Origin of the sequence: Facklamia sp. P9177 (assembly GCF_050409585.1) — a bacterium.
In the GTDB taxonomy this organism is placed as follows: Bacteria; Bacillota; Bacilli; order Lactobacillales; family Aerococcaceae; genus Facklamia.
In genome coordinates this window covers 59125-71208 of the sequence record NZ_JBNUPE010000007.1, presented here as the reverse complement: position 1 = coordinate 71208, position 12084 = coordinate 59125, and the positions used below count along the sequence as shown (strand labels likewise).

Annotated in this window: 11 protein-coding genes; 10 read left to right on the top strand and 1 reads right to left on the bottom strand. The window is 35.2% G+C overall.

Going from position 1 to position 12084, the window contains the following annotated elements; genetic code table 11:
- The first annotated feature begins 296 nt into the window (after positions 1 to 296).
- The 4 genes from ACQV18_RS05250 to ACQV18_RS05235 all read left to right on the top strand — a co-directional run bounded on the left by ACQV18_RS05250 (position 297) and on the right by ACQV18_RS05235 (position 6044).
- Positions 297 to 3056, top strand: coding sequence for a SpaA isopeptide-forming pilin-related protein (locus ACQV18_RS05250; protein WP_428892672.1), 2760 nt, complete (start codon positions 297 to 299; stop codon positions 3054 to 3056).
- A gap of 136 nt (positions 3057 to 3192) precedes the next feature.
- On the top strand, positions 3193 to 4707 hold the full coding sequence (locus tag ACQV18_RS05245; protein ID WP_428882324.1) for a helicase HerA-like domain-containing protein: 1515 nt from the start codon (positions 3193 to 3195) through the stop codon (positions 4705 to 4707).
- A gap of 119 nt (positions 4708 to 4826) precedes the next feature.
- Positions 4827 to 5675 (top strand): HAD-IIB family hydrolase, encoded by an 849-nt coding sequence (locus ACQV18_RS05240; RefSeq protein WP_428875014.1) that lies wholly within the window; start codon positions 4827 to 4829, stop codon positions 5673 to 5675.
- Positions 5676 to 5687: 12 nt separating this feature from the next.
- A complete protein-coding gene (locus ACQV18_RS05235) occupies positions 5688 to 6044 on the top strand; it encodes a hypothetical protein (protein WP_428873458.1) in 357 nt (118 codons plus the stop codon).
- A gap of 19 nt (positions 6045 to 6063) precedes the next feature.
- Here the strand turns inward: ACQV18_RS05235 and ACQV18_RS05230 are convergent, their stop codons facing one another.
- On the bottom strand, positions 6064 to 7077 hold the full coding sequence (locus ACQV18_RS05230; RefSeq protein WP_428873459.1) for a glycosyltransferase: 1014 nt from the start codon (positions 7075 to 7077) through the stop codon (positions 6064 to 6066).
- Between the two features lie 187 nt (positions 7078 to 7264).
- Between ACQV18_RS05230 and ACQV18_RS05225 the strand changes: the two genes are divergently transcribed.
- From ACQV18_RS05225 to ACQV18_RS05200, 6 genes are all read left to right on the top strand, one after another.
- On the top strand, positions 7265 to 8062 hold the full coding sequence (locus tag ACQV18_RS05225; RefSeq protein ID WP_428882322.1) for a hypothetical protein: 798 nt from the start codon (positions 7265 to 7267) through the stop codon (positions 8060 to 8062).
- Between the two features lie 76 nt (positions 8063 to 8138).
- Positions 8139 to 9779, top strand: coding sequence for a 23S rRNA (uracil(1939)-C(5))-methyltransferase RlmD (gene rlmD, locus ACQV18_RS05220; protein WP_428892671.1), 1641 nt, complete (start codon positions 8139 to 8141; stop codon positions 9777 to 9779).
- Between the two features lie 171 nt (positions 9780 to 9950).
- Positions 9951 to 10163 carry a helix-turn-helix domain-containing protein gene (locus tag ACQV18_RS05215; RefSeq protein WP_428892670.1) on the top strand — a complete coding sequence of 71 codons (213 nt, stop codon included), beginning with the start codon at positions 9951 to 9953 and terminating at the stop codon, positions 10161 to 10163.
- A 21-nt stretch (positions 10164 to 10184) separates the two neighbouring features.
- Positions 10185 to 11054 (top strand): ATP-binding cassette domain-containing protein, encoded by an 870-nt coding sequence (locus tag ACQV18_RS05210; protein WP_428892669.1) that lies wholly within the window; start codon positions 10185 to 10187, stop codon positions 11052 to 11054.
- A complete protein-coding gene (locus ACQV18_RS05205; RefSeq protein ID WP_428892668.1) occupies positions 11054 to 11812 on the top strand; it encodes a hypothetical protein in 759 nt (252 codons plus the stop codon). The genes ACQV18_RS05210 and ACQV18_RS05205 overlap by 1 nt, the downstream gene beginning before the upstream one ends.
- Before the next feature lie 61 nt (positions 11813 to 11873).
- Complete coding sequence (locus ACQV18_RS05200) at positions 11874 to 12053, top strand: hypothetical protein (RefSeq protein ID WP_428892667.1); 180 nt, start codon at positions 11874 to 11876, stop codon at positions 12051 to 12053.
- Positions 12054 to 12084: the final 31 nt, after the last annotated feature.

The window sequence follows — 12084 nt, the reverse complement described above, 5'->3', positions numbered from 1 at the left end:
TACCAGTAGTAAAACTACTTAACGTTGTTGATACAGCCAAGATATCATCTATCTTAAGTTACTCCCTTATGAACATCTAGCTAAATTATAATCAATAGCACATTTTTATGCAAATTTTTTTGTAAAGATAGTCAAAGTTTTAAATCAGGAGTAGTTGTCAAATTTGAAGAAAGATTGATGAAATTTAGTAAAAACCTTTATAAATTTTGATAATTAAGCATTCTAAGGTCGTTGGCTCTTGATTTATGGTAAAGTATAATTGTAGACGAAACATAGTATTTAAGGAGGTTATCAAGATGTTTAAGAGAAAAAATATTTTATCATTTGTTTTAGTGAGCAACCTATTGGCAGCACCAATATTTCAAACCCAAGAAGTTTTAGCTCAAGTTGAAACGCAAGCACAAGAAAATTTTGTAGAGCCTACTTTTAATATTTTTTTACAAGTAGATGAGAATATCCCCCAAGCTCAAAAAGAGATTTCCTATGATATTATTGATATAGCAAGTCAAGAGGTTGTTTATTCTTATCGTAGTGACAATACTGAACAGCAACCAATTGAATTGACTGCTGGTGAATATATCTTCCGTTTATATGATGACGGGAAGTTTCAAAGGGGAGGACAATCAGTTCGACCTTATCAAGTTCAAATCGTTCAAGAAAAACAAGAGAAGGCTGATGAAATTGCTGAGGATTCAGGAGAAATTGTTGAGTTGGCCGATCAAACGATAGTATATGATTATGCCTTTACAATTGACGGCAATTATTTAGAAACACCTCCGATTTTTAACATTTATTTAGTCGGTGATCAAGTTCAAAACCCTCAAGTACCAAAGATTGAATCACCAACTGCAGACAGTAGTCAAGAAGCTGATAATAGTGAAGAAAACAGTCAAACAGAAGTTGCTGACGAATTAGGAAACGTTAATGTAATTCTTAAGGATAGTGTGGGTAATGTCGTTCCGAATGTAGGAATAGTGATCAATGGGCAGGAAGTTTTAACCGATGAACAAGGGATCGCTCAATTTCAAGAAGTTCCTACTGGTAACTATGTAATGAAATTTGGTCGATTACCAGAAGCAATGTCAGGATATGAAATTGAAGAAAATGTTGAGATTTACTCAGGTCAAACTTACGACTTTCCTTTGACATTGTCAGGTGTTATCGAAGATTCAACAACTTCTCAAACAACTGTAGAAGCTAAAGCTGATTTACAAATCGAAGTATATGATCAAGAGGAAGCACCGGTTGAAGGAGTTAAGATTGAATTGACCAAACGGGATGATCCTCAATTTAAACAAGAATTAGTATCCGACCAATTAGGTGTCGCTCAAGCTTCTGATATTCCCACTGGCAATTACCAATATCAAGTAATCGAAACACCGGAAACACATTCAGCTCAAGGAACATTATTAGAAACACAAGTTTCTGCTAATGAAGAAAATCGTCAAGTAATTGGTATTACCAAGTTAGACCAAGTTGGTCAACTGAATATCTTAGTTACCGATACTCAAGGTCAAGCAATTCCCCAAGCTGAAGTTCAAGTGTTAGACCAAGTTTATACGACTGATGACAATGGCTCTATCTTTATTGATTCATTGCCAGTGGGTGATTACGATGTTACCTTGGTGACGACTTCAGGAAATGCTGATTTAGAGTCCAATGTTCAAAGGGTTGAAGTTTCAGTTAATCAGCCTACTGATTTAACATTTGAAATAGAAGAGCCGACTACAACAATGGAACCGACTACAACTGCTGAACCTACTACAGAAGAGCCAACTACGACGACACAGGATCCCAAAGCGGTTTTGACGATTAAAGTTCAAGATCAAAAGGCTGAAGCGGTAGAAGGTGTGAGCATACGCTTAATCAATACTGAAGATGGCCAAGAACAGGAAATAACGACTGATAGTCAAGGTCTAGCCTCAGCTAGTGATCTTGCTCTAGGTAACTACCAATACCAAGTCAGTCAAACCCCTGAAGGATATGTAGCCCAAGGCAATCTAATAGATGTAGCTGTAGAAAATGAAGCGCCAGAGTTACAAGCTGTGACTATTCAAAAAGAAGCTGAGGTGGGTCAAGTTTCAATAGCTGTCAGCAATAGTCAAGGTCAAGCTGTTGCAAATGTGCAAATGCAAATTGGCGAGTTGACTGTTGAAACTAACAAGAATGGAATAGCTTTAATTGAAGAAGTGCCTGTAGGCAGTTATGAAGTCCAGTTTGTTTCTATTCCTGAAGTTTACCGTGCAGATCAATTCTCTCCAGAAACGATTGAAGTGGTTGCAAACCAAAAAGTTGAACTAGCTTATCAGTTGGAAGAAAATGTTACGACTGATGAGCCTTCAACTACGCCAGAGCCGACAACCACAACTGAAGAAGTGATTACATCAATAGAGCCAACAACTACGACACTAGCATCAACTACACAAGAGTCAACTACCACAACTGTTGAGGAAACGACTGTTACCGAAGAAGCGACCGTTCCTGAAATGGTCTTTAAGGACTTAGAAAATGGAGGACAAGTCCTCTTAACCAAGGCAGACGCTAAAAATGTGGAGAAGGTTCTTATTCAAAAAGTTGATTTAAATGCCGCTAATCTCCCTTCTGAATTGAAAGGTAAAGATTTTGTAGCTTATGAAATCAAAGCTTTTAATCAAAACGGTAGTGAAATAAAATTGGAAAATCCAACAATAATCAAACTTCCTACCCGTCCAATTAATAGTCAACTTTTAGCCATGAAAGTTATGGGCCAACAAGTTGAAGGATTAAAAGTACGCCTTAACCGAGAAACAGCCACTGTTGAAAGCAAAGGCCTTGGTATTGTAGCCTTAGTATACAAAGACGCCAAAACTGATCAATCAACAACCACTCAAACTCAAGAGGATGGGAAAGCAGTTGTTGTTAAAAAGTCAACCGATCGTAAAGAAGCTGAAAAAGGCAATTTACCAACAGCTGGTGAAACAACTTCAAAAGTGATTTACTTAGTCGCAGGCATTTTAGTAGTTGGGGGAGCACTACTGATTGCACTAAGAAAAAGAAATCAATTGGAAGACAAATAGATTTTTGAAAACAATCCCTAATATTTTTAGGGGTTGTTTTTTGTGTCTAACAAATCTAATAAATGTTAGATAATTGGATGATGAGTAAATAAGAGTATGCTAAAATTGAGAGTGTGAATAGTAGAGGAGGCTTAACATGGATACACAACTTATGTTTGGATACGGCTCACAAGCGGTTGGATTAAGCTTAGACAAGTTGAATCGACATGGTCTTATAGCGGGAGCGACCGGAACGGGTAAAACGGTTACCTTAAAAGTTATAGCTGAACAGCTAAGTTTAGCTGGCATACCTGTATTTTTATCAGATATTAAAGGCGATTTGATATCTTTGGCTGAGATGGGTAGTTCTCAAGCATTTATTGAAAGATTACAAGCCACTCACTATGAAAATTATGATAATCAAGCTTTTCCTATCGAACTGTGGGATGCCCATGGGCAATCAGGGCTGCCACTGAGAGTTACTGTTTCCGAAATGGGACCCATTTTATTAGCCAACCTATTAGGTTTAAATGAGACACAAACTAGTATTTTGAATGTGGTTTTTTCGGTAGCAGACGAAAAAGGGCTTTTATTGATTGACTTAACAGATTTAAGAGCAATGCTAAATTTCGTAGGCGAACATGCCAAAGAATTAAGCGGTAGTTATGGGAATATTTCCAAAGCATCCATTGGTGTTATTTTGCGCAGTATTGTAGTTTTAGAACAGCAAGGAGCTGATGCTTTTTTTGCTGAGCCTAGTCTAGAGATTGAAGATTTATTAAGGGTAGATGAATCAGGAAAAGGCATTATAAACATTTTGAATGCCAGCAAGCTCTATCAAACTCCCACACTTTATGCCATGGTCTTGTTAGCACTCCTAGGAGAGCTCTTTGACAGTCTTCCGGAAGTGGGCGATTTAGCTAAACCTAAAATGGTTTTCTTTTTTGATGAAGCCCATGTTTTGTTTGATGGAACTCCGAAGGTGCTGGTTGAAAAGATAGAATTGATGGTTCGCTTAATTCGCTCCAAGGGGGTAGGCATCTTTTTTGTCACTCAAAACCCTATGGACCTTCCAGACAGTGTGTCTTCACAATTAGGCAATCGAATTCAACATGGCTTAAGAGCATTTACACCAAAGGAACTTAAAGTGGTCAAAGCAGTGAGTCAAACTTTCCGACAAGCAGAATCTTCAGCTGTTGATTTGGAAAAAGTGCTCCAAGCGTTAGCCACCGGAGAGGCTGTTGTTTCTACTCTAGATTCAAAAGGCACACCAAATGTTGCTGAACGAGTTATGATTTATCCTCCGATGAGTAAGTTGGGCCTTGTTGACCCTCAAACTATTTTGAAGACGATTAACCACTCACAACTCTTAGATAAATATAGTGAAACAATTAATCGTGAGTCTGCTCACGAACAATTAAATCAAGCTATGCAAGAAACACAAGAAGAAATGATTAAATCGATTGATGGCAAAGCAGAGGACCTCTCAACCAACCAACGCATTAAAGAGCTGGAAGCAGAATTAGCTAAACAGCTTAAGAAGTCAGGCAAAACAGCTTCAAGACGGACGGATTCAAATTTTGACCGCTTTACTAAAAATATGATGAGTCAGGTTGGTCGCGAGATAGGCCGAGTTATCACACGTTCGATATCTGGTATGTTCAAAAAGTAGACTTTAGCGATTAATAAAGGATGATGATTCTTAAAAAAATGTTATAATCAGTAGGGATGCAATATGATAAATGTTTAACACTTTATTCTAGCAATAATTAAAAAGGAGCATTAATTTCTATGACATTAAAACTCATCACTATTGACCTTGATGAAACACTCCTCAGGACTGACAAGACTTATGATCGGGATCGCTTTAACCGCGTTCTGAAACGGTTAAGAGAAGCAGGAGTGATCGTGGCAATTGCTACTGGTAATTCTTATCAGAAAATTGCAGATTACTTTGAAGAGTCTGTCTGGCCGGACTTATATTTTGCTTGTGATAATGGTAATTACATTGTCAAGAATGATCAGACCTTAAAGAAGATTGGCATTCCATATGAAGGTTTTACCCAAATTATCGACTTTTTAGATGAATTTCAAGCCTATTCTCCCGTTTTAGGATTAGGCGATGCGGCTTATTTTAGAGACACTAAGGGACCATTATTTGATTTCATTTCACGCTACGCTAAAGATGTAAACTACATTCCTCAATTTTCTGAACTGCCTGAAGATTCTGTTGTAACAAAAATTGCGATTGCGACACAAGATACGCTTGACCGCAATAAAGTCTTAGCTCGTATAATCAACGAGCGTTATCAAGAAGTTACTGCAGTTACTTCAGGAGATGGATGGGTAGATGTATATAATAAAGAGGGTGGTAAAGGCAGCGCCTTGCTTTATTTACAAAACAAATACAATATTAAAGCTGAGGAATCGATGGCCTTTGGTGATTCTTTGAATGATGAAAGCATGATGGCTCAAGTCCACTACAGTATAGCAATGGATAATGCCGATAAAGACTTGGCTATGCAATGTCGCTATAAAATCGGAAATAATAATGACCAATCAGTTATTTGTGTGCTAGAAGATTATATACAATCATTTGAATTAGACTTTTTAGAAAAATACCGTACAATTAAAGAATAGTAGGTTGATTAAATGGTAAAGAGAACGCAAAAGAAAAACATCAAGAACAGAATGGACGAGATGGCTCAAATTGACGCTTTCTTAATTCCGGCTCATCAAGCAGAAATGTATAAAGTTTTAAGACAAGCAGTAGCCGAAGAAGCCATTGAATATTGGCGAGCAAAATATCCTCAGGTTTCTCGTATAAAGGATAATCCTGATGAAGGCGAGGCTATTCAAATTAAAAATGCTGAGGATCAAGAAGTTTTTCGTTTCTATCTTAATCCTTCTAATATTTCTCAAGCGCAAAAAGCAAGAGATAAAGATCAACTGGATAAGTTTTTAATCAAATTTGAAAATATAGACAAAAATTCCCCACCAATGGTTTAATCAACGGTGGGGTTTATTATTATACCTTCATTTTCAGAGCTTCTTGATAAATTGAAAATAGCTGTCGACCAATTTGAGGAAGGTCGCGTTCGATGGCAATTTCATAGGCTTTTTCTACTAATGAAGGGAGTTTGCCTTCATAGGCTAGTTGAATTTTTTCTTGAAAGGCTTTAAGGTCTATAGCTTTATGAACATTCACACCGTCTTCCAGCCAACCATCAAATACAGGGATATCACGCACAATAAAATCTGTTTTCATGGCGCAAGCTTCAATTGCAGGAATACCTTCAGTTTCTTCAAAAGTCGGGAAAATATAAAGATTGCTCGCTAACAAACCGGCCCGTATATCTTCATTAGGTACATAACCAGCAAATTTTAAGTTAGGTAATTTCGTAGTGACAGCCTTTTTTATTTCATCCGGTACATAGCGCAAGTCAAGATAGCCAAACCAAATAAATTGAATGTGAGGCATCCGTTTGGCTAATTCAACAAAGTCAAGAATCCCTTTGCGTTTTAAGTATAGTCCAATCCCCATTACAACAAAATCATCAGGCTGATAGTCGTACTTTTGACGGAAAACTTTCTTAAGTTTCTCAGTGTCTAGAGGTTGAAATCTAGATAGGTCTATCCCGTTAGAAACAGAATAAATCGGTTGATCGAGACCGTAATTTTCAAGCAGGCTCTTAGAATATGGAGTAGGGGTGATGAGAATATCACCCAAACGGTAACAAGTTAGCAGCCATTGTTTAAAACTAGGTGCTAGAAAATTTGAGAAACGGAAGGAGTTCTCAAAGTCCTCTTTAGTCGAGTGGGCATGATAAATGACTGGAATATTCTTGCGGCGACATTTGGCTGCTAAAAGATAGGATTTAGGGAAGTAGGTATTAATATGTAATAGGTCAAAAGAGTCCTTGGGATTCATGGTATAATCGATTCCCATATATTCCAATGCTTTTTGCTGATGATGAATGGCTTTGCCTAAGCCTGAGCGTTTGATTTGCTCGAGATTGCCTGAATAAAGTAAAACGCGCATCTACTTACCTACTTTCTCTTTTAAAAATCTTAAAAAACTTATTTTTAATGAATGTAATACTTATTTTATCGAACAGGCCCTATTTTAACAAGTTTTACTAAGTCTTGTTAAAGCAATTTAGTCTTTACCAATGATTTGATGTATAATCCAATAGATGAGCAAAGCGACTTTGAGAGGGGGCTTTTTAATGACAGGACATTTTGGTCAAATTTTCTTACTGCCTGGACGCTCGTTACTTGAAAAAGAAATTGAGAGGTTGCAAGTGGATTTATCGCAAGCTGTATTTGAGTATGATGAATTAATTTATAAGGATTGTTTTTATTTAGAAAAGCACTTTTATTTAAATTTTGGGAAAGAATGGCTCAATTTATTAAAAGCTCATTTTCAAGCTGTCTTCTTAGAAAGAAAGTATAGAATAATACGTCTTTATAAGGAAAAGAATCAAAAGCTAAAACTGCAACAGTTAGAAAAAGATTTATCTGTTTATCAGCAGTTAATTATTGAAACGGAAGAAAAGATACAATCAGCAGAACACTCTATCTACGAAGATACTTTAACAGAAGAAGAGGCGCGCTTGATGCGGGGAATGTACCGTCAAATAGTTTCTAATGTCCATCCTCTTCTATATCCTTTACAAACAAAACACCAAGAGTCACTTTATCAAAAAGCCTTGACTGCCTATAAAAGAGATAATAAAGAGATTCTTCAATTGATTTTAGATCATTTAAATGAAGATTATGCTCAAGCGTCTCCATTAAAATTAAGCCAACTAGTCGATGTGAGGAATGCCTTGTTAGTCTCTTTATATGAAAAGAGGAATCAATTGGCCTTAAGACGATCTGATTTTCCCTATCTCATTCGCGATTACGTTCTAAATGATGAATTAGGCGAGAAAATGCGACAAAGTCTGATGCAGAGACGAAGTCAATTTAAGCAAAAAATAAAACAATTGGAGTTAGAAATTGCTAAGTTAAAAGAGAGTTAATCCTCTATTTAGTCCTTTCACTTCAAGACCCAAACTTTTTAACCAAGACCTAAGGTAAATAACAGAGGAGCAATACATGGCAAATAATTTTGAAAAAAACCAACTCTTACAAGCAAGAGTAGAAGATTTAACTCATGAAGGGTTGGGTGTCGCTAAAATTGAGGGCTTTCCATTCTTTATTGAAGGAGCCTTACCGCAAGAAGACATTGAATTTAAAGTCATAAAAATCGGAAAAAAATATGGCTTTGGAAAGTTAGAAAAAGTCGTAAATAAAAGTCCTGACCGAGTAGCCATAACCGATGATATCGGGCGTCAAACGGGAACGATGACCTTACAACACTTGTCTTACGAGGCACAGTTAGCATTTAAAGAAAAGGTTGTGAGAGATGCTTTTGAACGTATTGGGCATTTTAAAGAATTGACCATTCAACCGACTATGGGTATGGATGATCCATGGGGATACCGTAATAAGGCTCAAATTCCAGTTCGGATGGTTAAAAGTAAGTTAGAAACGGGATTCTTTCGAAAAAATAGTCACGACCTCATTCCAGTTGAAGACTACCATATTCAAGATCCCGCTATTGATCAAGCGATTCTAATGGTTCGGGACCTTTTAAGAAAGTACCACATTCCGGCTTATGATGAGCAAGCTCACAAAGGCTGCATGCGTCATTTAATTGTAAGAAAAGGCCATTATAGTGGTCAATTAATGGTCATTTTAGTTTCTAAAGCTAAAAAAATTCCTCAACTTGAAGAATTAATGCAAGAGATGATTAAAAAAATTCCTCAGCTGGTATCAATTATTCAAAATATTAATCCCGCCAAAACAAATGTTATTATGGGAAAAGAGACTTATTGTTTATGGGGAAAAGAGTATTTTGAAGATCAGATGTTAGAGATGACTTTCCGAATATCACCACAATCTTTCTATCAAATTAATACTCCTCAAGCTGAGCGTTTATATCAGCTGGCTATTGCAGCAGCAGAACTAGATGGCAGTGAGACTGTATTGGACGCTTATTGTGGCATAGGCACCTTATCCTTAGCGCTTGCCAAACATGCTCAAGCGGTCTATGCCATGGAAGTAGTGGTTGAAGCCGTCGAAATGGCTGAGAAAAATGCCGAAATCAATCAGATAGATAATGTGCATTTTGAAGCGGGTTTAGCAGAAGATTGGCTAGCAAGATGGAATCAAGAAGCCATTCGTTTTGATGTGGTGACAGTGGATCCACCGCGCAAGGGATTGGATCCTCAGTTTATTGAAAGCTTAGTGGAACAAGATCCAGCTAAGATTGTCTATGTTTCTTGTAATCCAGCTACCCAAGCGCGTGATTGTCAACTACTTGCTCAAGCGGGCTATCAAGTCAAAAGTATTCAACCGGTTGATCTTTTCCCATTCACTAATCATGTGGAGACGGTGGCGTTATTGTCCAAACTAGATGTCAACCAACATATTAAAGTAAAATTAGATATGGATGAGTTAGATGTAACGGCTTCTGAAAGTAAGGCGACCTATGAAGAAATTAAAAATTATGTTTTAAAGAAACACAACATGAAAGTATCTAATCTATATATATCACAAGTAAAGAAAAAATGCGGACTTGAAGTTGGTAAAAACTATAACGTCTCAAAGAAAGAAAATCCTATAGTTCCTAATTGTCCACCTGAGAAGGAAGAAGCGATAAGGGAAGCTTTAGAGTATTTTAAAATGATTTAATGTAAGGATATTAGAAAGCACTTTTGATCTAACAATCAAGGGTGCTTTTTTTATATTAGAAAGACAAGCTAGTGTTTCAAAAGGGCAAGATAAATGATATAATAGACATAGTGTCTAAAATAATAATGAAAATGAATATATATTAAATCAGATAAAAAAAGGAGAGATAAAATGGGAGTATCTTATAGACCTTTATGGATAGAACTAGCCAAAAGAGAAATGGGAAAAGTTGAATTTCAAGAATATGTAGGGATATCAGGAAATTTATTAGCAAAGTTAGGGAAAAATGACTACATATCCATGAGAAACTTAGAACAGATATGTAGGAAGATGAAACTTTCTCCTAATGAAGTAATTGAATTTAAGGAGGAAGTAAATGAGTAAAAAACAATTGGGAGTTGGAACATGTTAAAGATAGAGAAATTACAAGTTAAATATAAAGATTTCACAGCACTAGATATAAGAGAAGAAATACAAATAAATGAGGGAGATAAAGTTGGAATTATAGGAAGCAATGGAGCAGGTAAATCTACCTTGATTAACTGTATTATGGGGTTGACTAAATACAAGGGAAATATAGATACACTCTTAGAGTATAAAGATATAGCAGTCCATTTACAGCAGAATGGATACAACGAATTTGTGGATATTAAAACAATAATCGAAGCCGTTATAAATGATAAAATCAAAGGTAATGAAAAAATAGAAGAGCTAATTGATTTTTTTGAATTCAGAGACTGTCTAAAGAAAAGATTTAAAAAGCTTTCTGGTGGAGAAAAACAAAAATTAACAATAATATTAATACTTATGCAAGATGCAAAATTAACCATATATGACGAAGTAACATCAGGTTTGGATTTTGAGTCGAGAAATAATTTGACAGGTAAACTAAACGAATTATATAAAGATACAGATAAAACAATGTTACTTGTTTCTCACTACTATGAAGAGTTAGAGAATTTAGTAAATAAAATAATTTTACTGGATAAAGGTAAGGTAATTGCCCAAGGTGATGTAAAGTCACTATTCCAAGAATATTGTGGTGAATGTATAATCCTTTTACCGGAAGCTGAAGAAACTAGAAAAATATCTAAAGGGCATAAAATGTTAATAGGAGGAAAAAACACAATAGTTTTAGGGGTCAATAATAAAAGTGAAAAAGAAACTATTATTGAAAAATTAATAGAAAAAGAGATACCTTTTAGTGTGAAATATAATGATATTGAAGTTTTAACATTAAATGCCAAGGCTGCATACTATAAAGAGAGGATATAATGAAAAGAATGAATAATCTAATAAAATATGAATTAAAGAGTCTGTCTAGAAATGGATTCAACTGGGCTTTTGCAATAGTCATGCCTTGTGTTTTGTATTATTTAATATGTCTGTCTGTACTTGAAAGTGTTCCAAACCAAATCTTCAATCAAGTGAAAATAGAAATATTTTTAGGATTCTCTACAGTAATACCACTAGCTGGAGTACTTCTTGGAAATGCAGCAACCTACTCTAAAGAGTATGAAGAAGGAGTCCCTAAGAGAATGATGTTATTTGGGATATCTAAAAAAGATACAATCATTAGTAAATTAGTATCACAAATAGTTTTTATAATAGTAGCTATTGCTATATATACTATATTTGCAATTACAGTGGGACTACAAATTGATAATTTTTTATTGTTTCCAGTAATGTTAGCCCTTTTAATAATTCAAGGAATGGTGGAATTTATATTAGCATATTCCATAGTAAATATATTTAAAAAATTTGGTCCTACTTTTGCGATTAGTATGGGGATCTATTTCTTTATTTTTATAGTTTCTGGGAATATGGGAATAAAAGCAGATCAATTGCCAAAAGCTTTAGCTTTTATTGGAGAAAAGATGTTACCGTTTGTAGAATTTACAAAATTTAATACAAATTTAGTTTTAGGAAATTCTCTAAATTACAAAATGTTAATAATGACAAATCTATCTTTTGCAATCATTGTTTTCTTAATATATTTTGTATCTAAATTAATTAATAAGAGAATGAATTAGGTTAAAAAAAAACAAAAAAACTAAGGATAAACAAATAAATTAGAATTTGTGGAGGTGGCAAATGTATAAAAAGAATATGTGGCTAATAATAGCAAATGTGGTACTTTTATTATCAATGTGTGTATTAATATACATTGTATACGAAACAGGCAATTATGGATATATTGGTATTATTGGTTCTACAATACCTCTTATAATTGCCGGAAATAAATATTACAATAACAAAAAGAGTAAAAAGTAAATTAACAACTTAATATATGCACGAATAAGAC

Coding starts and splice junctions, on each gene's coding strand:
- ACQV18_RS05200 (WP_428892667.1), top strand. CDS start 11,874: ATGTATAAAAAGAATATGTGGCTAATAATAGCAAATGTGGTACTTTTA.
- ACQV18_RS05240 (WP_428875014.1), top strand. CDS start 4,827: ATGACATTAAAACTCATCACTATTGACCTTGATGAAACACTCCTCAGG.
- ACQV18_RS05235 (WP_428873458.1), top strand. CDS start 5,688: ATGGTAAAGAGAACGCAAAAGAAAAACATCAAGAACAGAATGGACGAG.
- rlmD (WP_428892671.1), top strand. CDS start 8,139: ATGGCAAATAATTTTGAAAAAAACCAACTCTTACAAGCAAGAGTAGAA.
- ACQV18_RS05210 (WP_428892669.1), top strand. CDS start 10,185: ATGTTAAAGATAGAGAAATTACAAGTTAAATATAAAGATTTCACAGCA.
- ACQV18_RS05245 (WP_428882324.1), top strand. CDS start 3,193: ATGGATACACAACTTATGTTTGGATACGGCTCACAAGCGGTTGGATTA.
- ACQV18_RS05215 (WP_428892670.1), top strand. CDS start 9,951: ATGGGAGTATCTTATAGACCTTTATGGATAGAACTAGCCAAAAGAGAA.
- ACQV18_RS05250 (WP_428892672.1), top strand. CDS start 297: ATGTTTAAGAGAAAAAATATTTTATCATTTGTTTTAGTGAGCAACCTA.
- ACQV18_RS05225 (WP_428882322.1), top strand. CDS start 7,265: ATGACAGGACATTTTGGTCAAATTTTCTTACTGCCTGGACGCTCGTTA.
- ACQV18_RS05230 (WP_428873459.1), bottom strand. CDS start 7,077: ATGCGCGTTTTACTTTATTCAGGCAATCTCGAGCAAATCAAACGCTCA.
- ACQV18_RS05205 (WP_428892668.1), top strand. CDS start 11,054: ATGAAAAGAATGAATAATCTAATAAAATATGAATTAAAGAGTCTGTCT.